A 15,053-nucleotide genomic window follows, 5' to 3' on the forward strand; every position below is an offset into this window, starting at 1 on the left:
TGACACACACCACAGAAACCTCGGCTGTACGCCACGTTTCGCACACGTGACCACCGACCGGGTCCGGCAGGATATCCATGTCGAGCGATGTCAGGTACGTTGCTGACCCATGCGGCTACGAATGATCTCCACTCTGCTCGCCGGCGCTGTCGTGCTGACCACCACCGCCGGCTTCACCACGCGGCCGGAGCCGGAATGGCGGCTGCACGACACCGGGGCCACCGTACGACTGCGCGGGCTCGCCGCGGTCAGCGAACGGGTCGCCTGGGCCAGCGGCACCGCCGGCACCGTCCTGCGTACCGTCGACGGAGGTCGCCACTGGCAGCAGGTCGGACCGGCCGACGCGAGTCTCGAACTGCGCGACATCGAGGCGTTCGACGCCGACCACGCGGTGGCGCTGTCGATCGGTCCGGGTGAGCAGTCGCGGGTCTACCGGACCGACAACGGCGGTCGGACCTGGACCGAGACCTTCCGCAACACCGACGAACGGGCCTTCTACGACTGTCTGGCGTTCTTCGACCGCCACCACGGGCTGGCCCTGTCCGACCCGGTCGACGGCCGGTTCCGCATCCTCTCCACCTCGGACGGTGGCCGGACCTGGCGCCCGCTGCCCACCACCGGTATGCCACCGGCGTTGGAGGGCGAGTTCGCGTTCGCCGCCAGCGGCACCTGCCTGGTCACCGCCGCCCACCAAAGCCCTGGCCGAAGCTCCGGTCGGGGTGACGACCAGGCGTGGTTCGCCACCGGGGGTGGGGCCACCGCACGGGTCTTCCGCACCGACGACCGGGGCCGGACCTGGCGGGTGACCTCCACCCCGGTGCCGAGTGGGCCGTCCGCCGGCATCTACTCCCTGGCGTTCCGCGACTCACGGCACGGCATCGCGCTCGGCGGCGACTACAACACCCCGGCGAGCGCCCCCGACGGCGCAGCGACCAGCCGCGACGGCGGTCGCGACTGGACGGTGGCACGGAACCAGCCGGGCGAGTACCGGTCGGGATCGGCCTGGGTGCACCGTGCCGGGTGGCTGGCGCTCGCGGTCGGCCCGACCGGCAGCGACCTCAGCCTCGACGGCGGGACCCGGTGGCAACGGTTCGACACCGGCAGCTTCGACTCGGTCGACTGCACGACCGGCGGGGCCTGCTGGGCCTCCGGCGTACAGGGCCGGATCGCCTCGCTCCGCTGGCACTGAGCCCGATCCGGCAGGTCCGGCGGGTACACCCACCCGCCGGACCTGCCTCGTACCGGACATTTACCGGATTCGTACGTTGTCGGCCTAGGGTCCCGGTATGGCCTCCTCGGACGCGATAGCCCACCTGCTGCGCCGCGCGACGTTCGGCCCCACCGCCGAAGAGGTCGAAGCAGCCGTACGCGCCGGGTTCGAGAGCACCCTCGACCGGCTGCTCGCCCCGTCCGGCACCGACGCGGGCGCGGCGGCCACCCCGGCGCCACGACTCGGGCCCGACCCGTACGCCGCGCTCGCCAAGGGTGCGGGCCGGGAGCAGCGGCAGCAGGCCAACAAGGAGCGCACCGAGCAGGTCCAGCAGGTGCAGCGGTGGTGGCTGGACCGGATGGTCGGGGCCGACCACCAGCTCACCGAGAAGCTGATCTTCTTCTGGCACGGACACTGGGCCACCAGCGTGCAGAAGGTGAAGTCGGCACAACTCATGCTGGGTCAACTGGACACCTTCCGGCAGTACGGCCGGGGCGAGTTCGGTCCCCTGGTGGCCGCGATGGTGCGCGACCCCGCGATGATCCTCTGGCTCGACGGGGAGAAGAACACCCGCAGGGCGCCGAACGAGAACCTGGCCCGCGAGCTGATGGAGCTGTTCACTCTCGGCATCGGCCACTACACCGAGGACGACGTGAAGGCCGGCGCGAAGGCGCTGACCGGGTGGACCGTCGCCCGGGGGTCGGACACCGCCCGGTTCGAGCCGAAGCGACACGACACCGGACCCAAGACCATCCTCGGCCGGACCGACACCTTCGACGCCGACTCGTACGCCCGGTTGCTCGCCGGGCAACCCCGGGCCGCCGAGTTCGTCTCCGGCCGGCTCTGGTTCCGGTTCACCGGCGGCACACCCGCCACCGGCGGTACCGTACCCACCGACGTCACCGCGATGCTGCGTGCGATGTTCACCGACCCCGCCTTCGCCCAGACCCGTGGACACCTGGTCAAACAGCCGGTGGAGTGGGCGGTGGGCGCGATGCGCCAGCTCCACATCCGGCCCTCGGCCCTGTCCGAGCAACAGCGCAGACAGGTGCAGTCCGGGCTGTCCGGGATGGACCAGGTGCCGCTGCGCCCACCCAGCGTCGGCGGCTGGCCGGCCGGCGCCGCCTGGCTCACCACCTCGTCCCTCCAGGCCCGGATGCGGCTCGCCGACCTGTTCGCCGGGGCGGCCGGCCCGGTGGCGGTCCAGCGGATCACCGCGGCACCGGAGGCGGGTCGGCTCGACGCGCTGGCCCGGCTGCTCGTGGTGGACGCCTGGACCGACCGGACCCGAGCCGCCCTGACCCCGATGGCCACCGATCCGGTACGGCTCGTCGCGGCCGCACTGGTGAGCCCCGAATACACCGTCAGCTGACCGGAGGCGACACGTGGACATCCTTACCCGGCGCAGGTTCCTGATCGCCAGCGGCGTGGTGGGCGCGGGTGCGCTGGCCGCGGGCGCGAGCACGTACGCGCTCTCCGACCTGTTCGAAACCGCCGGAGAGCGGGATCCGGACAGCCGCACCCTCGTCCTGGTCACGCTCTACGGCGGCAACGACGGGCTCAACACCGTCATCCCGTACGCGGATCCGGCGTACCACGACGCCCGCCCCGAAATCGCCTACTCGGCGGAGGAGGTCAAGCGGCTCGACGACCACTTCGCGCTGAACCCGGCCCTGGCCGGGCTGCACGGGCTGTTCGGGCAGGGGCGGCTGGCGGTCGTACGCGGCGTCGGTTACCCGAAACCGGACCGCAGCCACTTCCGCTCGATGGACATCTGGCAGACCGCAACCCCGGACCGGCCCGGCGTGACCGGGTGGATCGGGCGGTGGCTCGACGGTGCCGGCGGTGACCCCCGTCTCGCGGTGTCGTTCGAGTCGGCGGTGCCGCCACTGCTGGCGGGCGAGCGGAGCGCGGGTGCGTCCGTACCGGTGGCCGGGCGTGGTGGACGCGGCGGCCTGCCGGACCGGACGTTGGCCGCGTTCGGCGCCGGCAGTCCCGGCGAGTCCCCGGCGCAGGCCCGCGCGGCCGCCTGTTTCGCGGACCTGCGCTCGGTCAATGCGATGATCACCGAGGTACGCGACGCGGCCGAGGAGGCCGACGCCGGTGACGACGCCGACCGGCCGGCGGCGACCGCCACCGGAGGCGCGCGTACGTCGCTCGAAGCCCAGCTCGACCTGGTGGCCCGGTGCGTGGAGGCGGGCGTCTCCACCCGGGTCTTCTCGGTCTCGCTCGGCGGGTTCGACAGCCACGCCGACGAGAAGCAGTTGCAGGCGGTGCTGCTGGGGCAGGTCGACCGGGCCCTCACCGGTTTCGCCGAACGGATGGGCCGCACCGAGGCGGGCCGGAAGGTGGCGGTCGCGGTCTACTCCGAGTTCGGCCGGCGGGTACGCGCCAACGCCTCCGACGGCACCGACCACGGCACCGCCTCGAACATCTTCCTGCTCGGCGCCGGGGTACGCGGCGGTCTCTACGGCGAGCAGCCGCGCCTGACCGACCTGGACGACGGCGACCTCAAATTCACCGTCGACTTCCGCGATGTCTACGCCACGCTGTTGGAACGGGTGCTGGGCGGTGACCCGGGCTCGGTGCTCGGTGGCTGGTCCGGCCGGCTCGACGAACCGTTCGCCTCGGCCTGAGGTTCCGTGACCGACCCGGAGTCGGCGCTGCGGTGGTGCGCGGTTGCCAGCTCGACGAACTCCGCCACCAGCGGTGACCGGTTGCCGTCGCTCCAGGCCAGACAGACCTGGGTGTCCGGGAGGTCGTCGACGAGAGTGTGCGTGACGTCGCCGCGGGTGTAGAACGTCGCGGTCGAGTAGGGCAGGATCACCACCCCGCCGTACGTCGCCACGTGTTCGAGCTTCTCCTCGACCGAGGAGAGGTCGGGCCGGGCCCTGGTGTCCTGTTCGGCCGGTCGGTTCGGCAGGTCCCGCCACTCCGGCACCGCGTCCGGGTCCTGGACCAGCCGTTCCGCGGCGAGTTCGGCGAGCACGACCGACTCCTTGCCGGCCAGCCGGTGGTTGGTCGGCAGGACCGCGACCCGGGGCTCACCGAACAGTGGGCGCAGCCGAAGGCCGCGTTGGTTGACGGGAAGCCGGACGTAGCTGACGTCGACCCGCCCGTCGTGCACCGCCTCGACCTGGTCGTGCCAGGAGGTGCGTACGACGTCCACCGTCAGGTCGGGGTGCCGGGCGGCGATGGCGCGGGCCTCGGCGGTGACGGTGATGCCGGGCATGAAGCCAATGGTGAACGCCGGCCGGTCGTGGGCCGCCCGGCGTACCCGGCGGTGCAGCGCCTCCGCCGAGGCGAGCAGCGGTACGGCGTCCGCCAGCAACTGCCGCCCGGCCTCGGTCAGTACGGTCGACCGCCGGTCCCGGACGAACAACTGGACGCGTAGTTCCTGCTCCAGTGCCCGGATCTGCCGGGAGAGGACGGGTTGGGCGATGTGCAGCCGCTGGGCGGCGCGGCCGAAGTGGAGCAGCTCGGCGACCGCGACGAAGTAGCGCAGCTTACGAAGATCGATGTCCATCCCATCCCCCTTTCTGGTGATCCATGATACCCGTGGGGTATGAATGCCACTGATACCCGTCGAGCATCACAGACGCAGGAACAGGTCTTGGACGGGACTCACCGGCCCGACGCAGGGTAGACACCGTCAGCACCACGGCACGGATGATCGAAAGGAAGCAAGATCATGGCTCTCACCGACCAGCGGGTGGTCGTACTCGGCGGAACCTCCGGGCTCGGCCTGGCCACCGCGGCCCTGGCGGCTCGCGACGGCGCCCAGGTCGTGGTCGCCTCCAGCAGCCAGGGCAGCGTGGACCGGGCCCTGGCGAGCCTGCCGGCCGGCGCCGCCGGCTACACCGTCGACCTCACCGACCCGGCCGACGTCGGTTCGCTGTTCGACCGGACGGGGCCGTTCGACCACCTGGTCTACACCGCCGGCGAGCCGCTCTCCCTGATGTCACTCGACGCGCTCCACCTCGACACCGCCCGCCGGTTCTTCGAGCTGCGGTACTTCTCCGCCCTGTCGGCGGTCAGCGCGGCGGTGCCGTACCTGCGGCCGGGTGGATCCGTCGCCCTCACCACCGGCTCCGCGAAGGACCGGCCCGGGCCGGGTTGGTCGGTCGCGGCCAGCATCTGCGGCGCCGTGGACGCGCTGGTCCGCGCCCTGGCCGTCGAGCTGGCCCCGGTACGCGTCAACGCGGTCGCCCCCGGCGTGATCCGCTCGCCACTGTGGGACTCGATGCCGGACGCCGACCGCGAGCAGATGTACCGCCAACTCGGCGAGACGCTGCCCCTGGGCCGGGTGGGTGAACCCGAGGAGGTCGCCGAGGCGTTCCTGTTCCTGCTCCGGGCGACCTACACCACCGGAACGATCGTGACCGTCGACGGCGGGACCCTGCTCGCCTGAGCGTACCGATCCGGGGCCTCCGTCTCCGCCCGCACACGACGACGCCCGGTGCCGCGGTACGGCACCGGGCGTGACGTGCTCGGCTCAGCTCGTACGCCGGTCGGTCTCCCCCGTCCCGGTGACGCCTGCCGATCCGGGCGCCGCGTCCACCACGGACGCACCGGTGGCGACGGCCTCCGGCAGGTCCAGGCTGGTACGCAGGGTGATCGGCTTGAGCAGGGCGGCGGCGATGACACCGACCACCGCGATCGCGGCCGAGATGAGGAAGATGTGCCCGGTCGCGTCGCCGTACGCGTTGCGCACGATGTGCGCCACGGCGTCGGGCAACCCGTTGAGGTTGAGGCTGCCACCGGCGCTGCCGGACGCCGAGGCCGGTACGCCCGCAGCGGCCAGGTCGTGGGTGATCTGGTCGGTGACCCGACGGGCGAGGACCGCGCCGAGGACCGAGACGCCGATGGTGCCGCCGAGCGACCGGAAGAACGCCACCGTGGAGCTGGCCGCCCCGATGTCGCGCAGCGGGACGGTGTTCTGCACCGCCAGGACCAGGTTCTGCATGGTCATGCCGACACCGATGCCGACCAGCAGCATCGCCGCGGCCACGAAGAACAGCGACGTCTGGTGGTCGATCGTGCCGAGCATGACGAAGCCGGCCACCAGGACGATCGCACCGCCGACGATGTAGGGCTTGATCCGGCCGGTCTTGGTGATGAGGCGGCCGGCCACGATCGAGGAGCCGAGGACTCCGGCCATCATCGGGATGGTGAGCAGGCCGGCCTCGGTCGGGCTGTAGCCCCGGCCGATCTGGAAGTACTGGCCGAGGAAGACCGCCCCGCCGAACATGGCCATCCCGACCGCCAGACTGGCGACGATGGACAGGGCGGTCGTACGCCGCCGCACGATGTCCAGCGGCACGACCGGTTCGGCGGCACGGGACTCGACGAACACGGTGAGCGCGAACAGGACCAGCGATCCGCCCACCATGGCCGCGGTCTGCCAGGAGATCCAGGCGAAGGACCCGTCGACGAACGAGATCCAGATCAGCAGCAGGCTGACCCCGGCCGCGATGAGCCCGGCGCCCAGGTAGTCGATCTTCACGTTCTCACGCCGTACGGTCGTCAACCGCAGGGTGGCCTGGAGGACCACCAGGGCGATGATCGCGACCGGTACGCCGACGAAGAAGCACCAGCGCCAGCCCAGCCAGGACGTGTCGACGATGAGGCCGCCGAGCAGTGGCCCGCCGACGGTGGCGACGGCCATGACGCCGCCGAGGTAGCCGTTGTAGCGACCCCGCTCGCGGGGCGGGATCATCGCCGCGATCACGACCTGGACCAGGGCCTGCAGGCCACCGACGCCGATGCCCTGAAAAGCACGGGCGGCGATGAGCTGGCCGGCGCTCTGCGCGAAACCGCTCACGATCGAACCCAGGACGAAGATGACGATGGCGACCTGGACCAGCGACTTCTTGTTGAACAGGTCGGCGAGCTTGCCCCAGATCGGGGTGGTGGCGGTCGCGGTGAGCAGGGTGGCCGTCACCACCCAGGTGTACTGGCTCTGCGAGCCGTCGAGGGCACCGATGATCTGCGGCAACGCGGTCGACACGACCGTACCGCTGAGCATCGCGACGAAGAGCACCAGCAGCAGGCCGCTGAGTGCTTCGAGGGTCTGCCGATGGGTCATCGGCTCCGCGCCGGCGGTGCCGGTGGCGGTCGCCGTGGTGGTAGTGGGTGCGCTCATCGCGCGGGCCTCCAGCAGTCATGGAAGTGTCTCGGATCCGGGGTTTGACCGAGGCTCCGGTGCCACCCCGGCGCGCCATCTCGTCACATCCGTGTCCGGGTGCCGACGCGCTGCCTTGTCCCAGCTTCATGGATATTTGCCTGTTGTGCAAGTTTTCCCATTGAGAAAAGAGTCACGACAGCGTAGCCTTTCGGAGTGGACACGACGCCGGGACGGCGGGAACGGAAAAAGGCCGCAACGCGCCGGGCCCTGCACGAGGCCGCCATCCGGCTCGCCGCCGAAGAGGGCCTCGACCGGCTCACCGTCGAGGCGATCGCGGACGCCGCGGACGTCTCCCGGCGTACGTTCTCGAACTACTTCTCCAGCAAGGAGGAGGCGCTCTTCCACGCCGACCTGGTCCGCAGCCGTCGCCTGACCGAACTGGTCCGGGCCCGGCCGGCGGCCGAACGCCCCTGGACCGCGCTGGAGCGGGCAGCCGAGCAACTGATCGCGGAGGGGGACGACCTGGACCCGCTGTGGTTGGCCCAGCGTCGGCTGATCCGGGGCCACCCGAGCCTCGCGGCCCAACTCGTCGCGGTCTACGGTGCCGCCGAACGCGACCTGACCACGGAGATTCTCCGGCGACTGCCCGAGGGGACCGACACGGCTCTGCGGGCGCGGGTGCTCGCCGCCGCGTTCCTCAACGCGGTCCGGGCCGCCATCCAGCACTGGATCGACCGCCCGGACCGGCCGCTCGCGGAGGTCGTACGGGTGGCGCTGACGTACGCCAGGGACGGCTGACCCGGCCCGCCCACCACATTCGAGACCGAGCGGCGGACAGTGACGTTGGAGCGCGGGCACATGGACCAGAACAAGACCGTCACCCGTACGGCGGGCGGCCGCAACCGGATCCGGACCGGCGCGGACTCACCGAGTCCCGGCGACGCCGGGCAGGTACGCGCCCACATCCAACGGATCGCGCTCGGGTTGTTCATCGAGAAGGGCTACGACAAGACCTCCCTACGGGAGATCGCCGAACAGCTCGGGGTGACCAAGGCAGCCCTCTACTACCACTTCCCCACCAAGGAAGACATCGTCAGCAGCCTGGTCGAGAAGCGGATCGCCGCCGTCGAGGAGCTGATCGCATGGGCCCGGCAGCAGCCCGATCCCGAGCTGATGCGACCGGAGTTTGTTCGGCGGTACGCGGCCGGGCTGCACGACGTGCACCGGCACGAGGACGTACTGCTCTTCTTCGAGCAGAACAAGACCCTGGTCAACACCCTGCGGGCCGGCACACTGCTGCGCGAGCAGATGATCCGGGTCTTCGAGCTGCTCGCCGAGCCGGACGAACCGCTCACCCAGCAGTTGTGCCGGGTGATGGCCATCTTCTCGATCCACGCCGGCTGGCAGATCCTGCGCGACCGCGGCACCGACGAGGAACGCCGCCAAGCCACCCTCGAAGTAGCCCTCCAGATCATGCAGAACGCCGACCACCACCCCGCCTGAGCCCGATGCCAGGAAGACAAGCGTCGGTCCTGGCATCGGGCCTAACCAGGCATGACCTGGGGGGCGTGGAAGCGTTCTGCGTGCTCGGCCACCCACTGTGCGAACGTCCGCGCCGGGCGACCGGTCACCTGCTCGACGGTGTCGACGACGGTCGTGGAGGCATCGCCGGGAGCGGCGTACCAACCGACGACATATTCGGCGTCCTCCCGTGACACGCCGGTGGCCATCAGCCTGTCGACGGCCTGTTGGTGCGTGATCGGGACGAAAACGATGTCACGGCCGATCGCCCGGGACAGGATCGCGATCCTGTCACGCGGGGTCAGCGAATCGGGCCCGGTGAGGTTGTAGGCGCGCCCCGCATGGCCGTCGTCGAGCAGCGCGACGGCCGCCACCGCCCCTATATCGGCCTCGTGAACGAGCGCGCTGGGAAAGTCGTACGGCTCGCGCACGATCCCCTCGGCCCGAACCGAGTCGATCCACGTCAACGTGTTGGACATGAACTCCTGCGGTTCCAGACGTGTCCACTCCACACCCGAATCCGCCACAGCCTGCTCGACCGGTCCCACCCAACCGCCCCACACCACGGTGATGCGCCGCACACCTGCATCAACCGCCCGCCGCACCAACTCGGGCCCGGCCTCGGCCAGCCCCGCCGTCACCGTGATGTGCAACCGGCTGACGCCATCGAGGGCGGCGTCCAACCTCTCCGGTGCCGTGTGCGTGCCGGCCACCAACTCCACCCCGGCCGGAAGCCTTTCCGCGGCCACAGCCGGATTCCGCGTCAGTGCCCGAACGCGGTCTCCTCGGCGGACCAGCTCAGCCACAACATGCCGGCCAGTATTCCCGGTGGCACCCGTAACCAGCGTCGTCACAGTCGAACTCCCTTCGTTGCCGACGACGCTAAAACCTCAACTCGACTTGATGTCAAGTCGCTCGATCTCACACCCGAACCCCGTCCCCCCTCCCCCTCCCCTCCCCCTCCGCGCCGATCTTGCAGTTGTGGTCGCTCACAAAGCACCTCGAACCCGGCATACCAGGAGCCACAACTGCAAGATCAACGCGTACGGGGGTGGGGTACGGGGTGAGGGAGGGTGTCAGGGGGCGAGGAAGCGGGTGGCGTCGGCTACGACGTAGCCGGTGGTGTTCTCGGTTCTGATCAGGACGCTGCCGGCGGAGCCGGCGGTGAAGGGGAAGCTGCCCAGGGAGACCCACTGGCCGCCCGAAGTTCGCTGGTCGACGGTACGGGTGGCAATGCCACCACTGTGGACGATGTCCACCGGTACGTTGGCGGCCCGGTTCTCGTGCGCGGTCCACCGTAGATAGACGGTGTACGTGCCGGCGGTCGGCAGGTTCGGGGTGAACCGCATCCGGTTGACGCCCTTGCCGGTGTTGTTGTCATGCTCGTAGTCGGGGCCGTGGTAGCCGCCGATGGAGGTGCTCCCCAGCCAGGTGCCGGCCCGGGTCACGCCGGTGGCGGCCCGGCTGTCGAGGATCACCTCACCGGCGACCGGCGGCGGCCAGACCAGGAGCTGACCGTCGGCGAGCAGCCGGGTCCGCAGCGTCGGGTAGTCCACGTCCTGCACGGCCGCGCCGCTGTCGACCGCCAACATCGCGGCGGTGGCGGCCGACTGGCCGAGGATCATGAACACCGGCTCCATCCGGATCGACCCGTACGCGATGTGGCTCGCGGCCAGGCAGACCGGCACGGTGAGGTTGGCGCACTGGCCCCGGGTCGGCACGATCGACCGGTAGCTGATCGAGTACGGCGCCGACACCCCGATCTGTACGTCCCCCTCGTTGCGCACCCGGCCACCGACCACCACCCGCTGGCAGTTGTGCGAGTCCATCGTGTAGCTGGCCAGACCCACCGGGTCGGTGACCGTCTCCTGGCCCCGACAGTTCCGCTCGGTCATCACGTACGCCGAGACCATCCGCCGGGCCTCCCGGACGTAGAGCTGCGGCGGCCACCCGCCGGTGCCGGTGAACTCGTCGGCGGCCAGTCCCCACGACGCGGTCGCCGACCTGATCGACGCCGGCAGCCGGGGATCGTTGGCCAGGAACCACATCAGTCCCTGCTGGTACGCCCGGTGCTCGGCCGCGATGCTGTCCCGTACGGCGTAGCTCGCGGTCGGTTACGCGTAGTTCGCGCCGATGAAGTCGGTCGAGAACGCCCCGTTGTTGTTCGAGTCGGTCTTGCCGTTGCCCACCCCGTGGGTGGTGAAGAACGGGCCGGTCCAGCCTGCCTGGACGTAGCGCAGCAGGAGTTCGTAGTCGGCGGCGTCGTAACCGGCCGGGCGCGGGAACGGGATCCGGTTGGCCGCCTGGGTCAGGCACATCCGGTAGTTGTACGCCTGGATCAGGCCGTCGCCGGTGCCGTTGGGCGCCACCGGTGTGGCCGAGATGCCGGGCAGCAGCCCGGAGGCCGGGTTGCCCGGCACGACGTACGGGTCGACCGGGAAGTTGAACTGGTGCCCGGTGCGCAGTTGCACCCCGTTGATGGTCTCGCCGTACGTGCTGTTGCTCTCCCGGCCCACCGTCCAGGTCACCCCGGCCCGGTGCATCAGGTCTCCCTCGTAGCTGGCGTCGACGAACATCGGTCCCCGGAACACCTGGCCGTTGTCGGCGACGATCTCGGTGATCCGGTTGCCGGCCATGGTGACGGTGGACAGCCGGGTGCCGTAGTAGATCGGCACGCCCGACTCGGCGAGCAGGTCGTCGAAGACGGCACGGGCGACGTGCGGCTCGAAGGTGAACCGGGCCGGCGAGGTCGGGGTGACCGGGGTGCCGGCGTACTTGGCGTGCACCCGGCGGTAGAACTCCCCGGCGATTCCCTTGATCGCGGACTGGGTGCCGCTGTCGGTCATGCCGAGGCCGCCGGTGGTCAGGCCGCCGAGGTGGGTGCCGGGTTCGAGGACCACGGCGGTACGGCCCATCCGGCGCGCCTGCACGGCGGCGACGATGCCGGCGGAGGTGGCGCCGTAGACCACCAGGTCGGCCGGGACGACGGCGGCGGCGAGTGCGGCGGTCGACAGCGCCGGGACACCGGCGACGACAACGGTGGCGCCGCCGATCCGCAGCAGCGTACGGCGGTTGATCGGGTAGGGCATGGCGCGCGACTCCTCCGGTAGTGGACTCGGGAGCGCGCCGCCGCATCCCTCGAATCACCCACGACTCTCACGCCGCCGTCCGACGTTGTCAAGGTCGTCTATCCGGTACGGGTGACCCGTGTCCGCTCGGGATCGTCGGCACCCCGTCCCTGCTCCGGGACGTCGGCCAGGCCGGCACGGCCCTCGTAGAGGTCGAGATAGAGCTGGTCCAACTCGTCGGCCAGTTCGTTGACCCGCTCCGGCCGGACGATGTCGTGCCCCAGCCCCAGCTCCCGGGCCAACCGGTGTACGCGCAGCGGCAGGTCGTTCGCGTCGGCCAGCCTGCGCGGCAGCTCGACGGCCGCCCGCTGGTCGATCGACTCGTCGTTCTCGGAGAACGCCACGGCCACGGTGCGCAGGTCACTGCGGCCCGGCAGGGCCTTCAGGTTGATCGTGATCCGCAGGTACTGGGACAGGGCGGAGATCCAGAACCCGGTCGCGGTGACCTGGCGGTCCGGCAGGATGCGGAACCCGAACAGTACGGTCAGCGGCTTGATCAGGTAACCGGGCGCCTTCGCCGGGTTCACCCGGTAGAACGGGGCGAGTACGAGCAGCCGGCGGACCGCGTCGGAGCGGTACTGGGCCAACCAGGTGCCGAGCACCGCGCCGCCGGAGATGCCGACGACGCCGACCTCCTCCCCCAGTCCGGCCGTGATGTTGATCGACTCGTTCGCGTACCCGACCAGCTCGATCGCGCGCAGGTGTCCCTCCGCCCGCCGGTCGACCAGGCCGTGTCCGGGGGCACGGGGCACGTAGACGTTGTAACCGTGGTCGAAGTAGAACCGGGCCAGGTTCGCGTACTGGGCCGGTGAGACGGTGTAGCCGTGCAGCATCAGCACCGCCTTCGCGGTGCGCGTGCCGTGGGTGAGCAGCATGCTCCCGGCCTCCGGTGCCACGTCCGGGTCGTCCCGGTCGGCAGTGACGATCTCCGTGGCTCGGGCGACGGCGGCGTCGTGGTCCAGCGACTCGACCAGCGCATGCCGCAGCCGCCCGTTGCGCAGCGGCCACGCGTACACGACGAGCACCGGGACGAGCAGCAGCAGAACCAGCACCCCGAGCACGATCACGACCCAGGGCAGGGCGTCGCCGCCGAGGTGCGCCGCCGAGTAGTCCCAGGCGCTGTTCGAGGTGGAGTCCAAGATTCACCTGCCGTCACCGGAGCCGAGCTGATCCGTACCGGAAACGGTAGTTAGGTAGTTCACCTACTGGCGCGTAGCTGTGGTCGGGATCATGTCCGGACCACCGCCGACCCGTCCGCCCGGCCCGTCGGCGGTTGAAAAGCATCACAATCTCACCGAGAGTCGGATCTCCGACGGTCCGCCGGGAGACCTGTTTCCGCAGCCCGGAAGGGGCGATGCTGGGGTACGGGCGGAATGGGGGCGGTATTCGCGGCTACCTAGGGTAGGGGGCATGACGAAAGCTGTCGCAGCTCGCCGGGGCGCCCTCGCCCTGGCGCTGGCCCTGGTCGTGATCGGGGTGGTCTTCGGCGTACGGGTGGCGGACGCCGGGTCGCCGGCACCGTCGGCCGCCGCGCTGCTCGGACCCGACTACGTCGACATCGATACGGTCCGTGGCGGCGGCGCCGATCCGGCTCCGGTCCCGGGGGCCGCCACCGGCACCTACACCTGGGACTGCGGCCGGAACGAGATCGGGCATCGGAACACCGCGAACGTGGTGGTGGTGCCGGGCATGCCCGGTCCGGTGCACCACGTCCACGACTACGTCGGAAATCGCTCCACCGATGTCAGCTCCACCGTCGACAGCCTCGCCGGCGGCGGGACGACCTGCGCCAATGGCGACGAGTCAACCTACTACTGGCCGGTGCTCCGTACGCTGTCGGCCGTACACGCGGAGCACACCGGCGGGCAGCCGGACAAGACCGGTTCGCCGGTCACCGAGCACGCCGGTGAGATCCAGCTTCCGGTCTCGCTGACGCTCACCTTCCACGGCAATCCGCGTACCCCGGTCATCCCGATGCCGTCGCTGCTGCGGGCCACCATGGGCGACGCCGTGGCGATCACCAACGGTGGGGCACGGGCGCAGGCGACCTGGACCTGTTCGAACACCCCGGACCGGCGTACCACCCGGTATCCGGTCTGCGACCCCGGCCAGCGGGTGGTGCGGGTGTTCGACTTCCCCAGTTGCTGGGACGGGCGGCAGGTGGACAGCGCCGACCACCGGCAGCACCTGACCTTCCCGACCGTGGGCGGCGGCTGCCCGGTGGCCACGTTCGCGGTGCCGCGACTGCGCCTGGTCGCCACCTACGACCTGCCCCCGGGCACCCGCTACCAGATCGACGCGTTCGACGGACAGCACAACAGCCCCCTCACCGATCACGCCTTCTTCGTCAACCTGATGCCCGAACCGGTGATGGCACAGGTGGTGCGCTGCCTCAACGACGGCGAGATGTGCACCGACCACGCCGGGTCGGGCCGGTGACGGTCCGGTGACCACGCGGCCACCGGACCGTCGAACGGGTCGAGCAGTCGACGGCAGCGGGTCGTGATCGGCGCCACCCGTGGCCCGGTCACTGCGGGCGGCCGACCTCGAACCGGCCGTCACCGGAGGTGACAACAACGGTGACGGTTCGCTGCTCACCATCCACCACCACCGAGCACGGGAATCGCTCGTCGACCCGTACCGGCTGCTCGGGCGGGCAGTCGACGCCGGTGACGTCGAGCTGGTAGCTGTCCCGGAGCACACCGGTCACCCCGACCTGCAACGCCCCGTCGTCGAACACCTTCTCGTTCAGGAAACCGGGCCAGGTCAGCCCGAGTACGGCCACCAGGGCGGCCAGCGCCACCACCGGTCCACCGATCACGAGCGCGAGCCTGCCCGGCCCACCCGGTCGCAGTCTCCGCCGATCGGGCTGTCCCGGCGCCTGGGTCGGCTGGGACTCCGAGGCGGGTCCCCACTGCGGTGCTGGTGCCGGTCCCCACTGCGGCGGTGGCACCGAACCCCACTGCGGGGCAGGAACGGCCGTACCCGCGCTCGGCCGACCCCAGGGCTGCGGGTCGTTGCTGCCGAAGGGTCCGTACGGGCTGGTCATCATCGCCTCCCGAGTTCC

At 70.7% G+C, this 15,053-nt stretch carries 13 protein-coding genes and 1 pseudogene; 7 read left to right on the forward strand and 7 right to left on the reverse strand.

Going from position 1 to position 15,053, the window contains the following annotated elements; translation table 11 throughout:
• Nucleotides 1-109: 109 nt before the first annotated feature.
• From ACWEFB_RS22240 to ACWEFB_RS22250, 3 genes are all read left to right on the forward strand, one after another.
• Nucleotides 110-1,189, forward strand: coding sequence for a WD40/YVTN/BNR-like repeat-containing protein (locus ACWEFB_RS22240; protein ID WP_452288164.1), 1,080 nt, complete (start codon nucleotides 110-112; stop codon nucleotides 1,187-1,189).
• A gap of 97 nt (nucleotides 1,190-1,286) precedes the next feature.
• Nucleotides 1,287-2,582 carry a DUF1800 domain-containing protein gene (locus tag ACWEFB_RS22245; RefSeq protein WP_452288166.1) on the forward strand — a complete coding sequence of 432 codons (1,296 nt, stop codon included), beginning with the start codon at nucleotides 1,287-1,289 and terminating at the stop codon, nucleotides 2,580-2,582.
• A 13-nt stretch (nucleotides 2,583-2,595) separates the two neighbouring features.
• A complete protein-coding gene (locus ACWEFB_RS22250) occupies nucleotides 2,596-3,846 on the forward strand; it encodes a DUF1501 domain-containing protein (RefSeq protein WP_452288168.1) in 1,251 nt (416 codons plus the stop codon).
• Here ACWEFB_RS22250 and ACWEFB_RS22255 read toward each other — a convergent pair.
• The gene (locus ACWEFB_RS22255) at nucleotides 3,750-4,736 is read right to left on the reverse strand and encodes a LysR family transcriptional regulator (RefSeq protein WP_452288170.1); all 987 of its coding nucleotides are present in this window, start codon (nucleotides 4,734-4,736) and stop codon (nucleotides 3,750-3,752) included. The genes ACWEFB_RS22250 and ACWEFB_RS22255 overlap by 97 nt on opposite strands.
• Before the next feature lie 165 nt (nucleotides 4,737-4,901).
• On the opposite strand from ACWEFB_RS22255, the gene ACWEFB_RS22260 reads away from it, so the two are divergent.
• A complete protein-coding gene (locus ACWEFB_RS22260) occupies nucleotides 4,902-5,621 on the forward strand; it encodes an SDR family oxidoreductase (protein WP_452288172.1) in 720 nt (239 codons plus the stop codon).
• 84 nt (nucleotides 5,622-5,705) lie between these two features.
• On the opposite strand, the gene ACWEFB_RS22265 is transcribed toward ACWEFB_RS22260, so the two are convergent.
• The gene (locus ACWEFB_RS22265) at nucleotides 5,706-7,355 is read right to left on the reverse strand and encodes an MDR family MFS transporter (RefSeq protein ID WP_452288174.1); all 1,650 of its coding nucleotides are present in this window, start codon (nucleotides 7,353-7,355) and stop codon (nucleotides 5,706-5,708) included.
• A gap of 195 nt (nucleotides 7,356-7,550) precedes the next feature.
• On the opposite strand from ACWEFB_RS22265, the gene ACWEFB_RS22270 reads away from it, so the two are divergent.
• Nucleotides 7,551-8,135: a TetR/AcrR family transcriptional regulator gene (locus ACWEFB_RS22270; RefSeq protein ID WP_452288176.1), complete on the forward strand. Its 585-nt coding sequence runs from the start codon at nucleotides 7,551-7,553 to the stop codon at nucleotides 8,133-8,135.
• 60 nt (nucleotides 8,136-8,195) lie between these two features.
• Nucleotides 8,196-8,840, forward strand: coding sequence for a TetR/AcrR family transcriptional regulator (locus tag ACWEFB_RS22275; protein ID WP_326557688.1), 645 nt, complete (start codon nucleotides 8,196-8,198; stop codon nucleotides 8,838-8,840).
• A 41-nt stretch (nucleotides 8,841-8,881) separates the two neighbouring features.
• On the opposite strand, the gene ACWEFB_RS22280 is transcribed toward ACWEFB_RS22275, so the two are convergent.
• The 4 genes and pseudogenes from ACWEFB_RS22280 to ACWEFB_RS22295 form a co-directional block, all read right to left on the reverse strand.
• Nucleotides 8,882-9,712 carry an NmrA family NAD(P)-binding protein gene (locus ACWEFB_RS22280; protein WP_452288179.1) on the reverse strand — a complete coding sequence of 277 codons (831 nt, stop codon included), beginning with the start codon at nucleotides 9,710-9,712 and terminating at the stop codon, nucleotides 8,882-8,884.
• A 222-nt stretch (nucleotides 9,713-9,934) separates the two neighbouring features.
• Complete coding sequence (locus ACWEFB_RS22285; protein WP_452288283.1) at nucleotides 9,935-10,423, reverse strand: golvesin C-terminal-like domain-containing protein; 489 nt, start codon at nucleotides 10,421-10,423, stop codon at nucleotides 9,935-9,937.
• Nucleotides 10,397-11,947, reverse strand: a pseudogene (locus tag ACWEFB_RS22290) (FAD-dependent oxidoreductase); the annotation flags it as partial. The gene ACWEFB_RS22285 and the pseudogene ACWEFB_RS22290, both read right to left, overlap by 27 nt.
• A gap of 98 nt (nucleotides 11,948-12,045) precedes the next feature.
• Nucleotides 12,046-13,125 (reverse strand): alpha/beta hydrolase, encoded by a 1,080-nt coding sequence (locus ACWEFB_RS22295; protein WP_452288181.1) that lies wholly within the window; start codon nucleotides 13,123-13,125, stop codon nucleotides 12,046-12,048.
• A gap of 271 nt (nucleotides 13,126-13,396) precedes the next feature.
• On the opposite strand from ACWEFB_RS22295, the gene ACWEFB_RS22300 reads away from it, so the two are divergent.
• Nucleotides 13,397-14,425, forward strand: coding sequence for a DUF1996 domain-containing protein (locus ACWEFB_RS22300; RefSeq protein WP_452288183.1), 1,029 nt, complete (start codon nucleotides 13,397-13,399; stop codon nucleotides 14,423-14,425).
• Nucleotides 14,426-14,513: 88 nt separating this feature from the next.
• Here ACWEFB_RS22300 and ACWEFB_RS22305 read toward each other — a convergent pair whose 3' ends face one another.
• A complete protein-coding gene (locus ACWEFB_RS22305; protein ID WP_452288185.1) occupies nucleotides 14,514-15,035 on the reverse strand; it encodes a DUF4333 domain-containing protein in 522 nt (173 codons plus the stop codon).
• Between the last annotated feature and the right edge of the window lie 18 nt (nucleotides 15,036-15,053).

This window comes from Micromonospora sp. NPDC004704 (assembly GCF_053601675.1).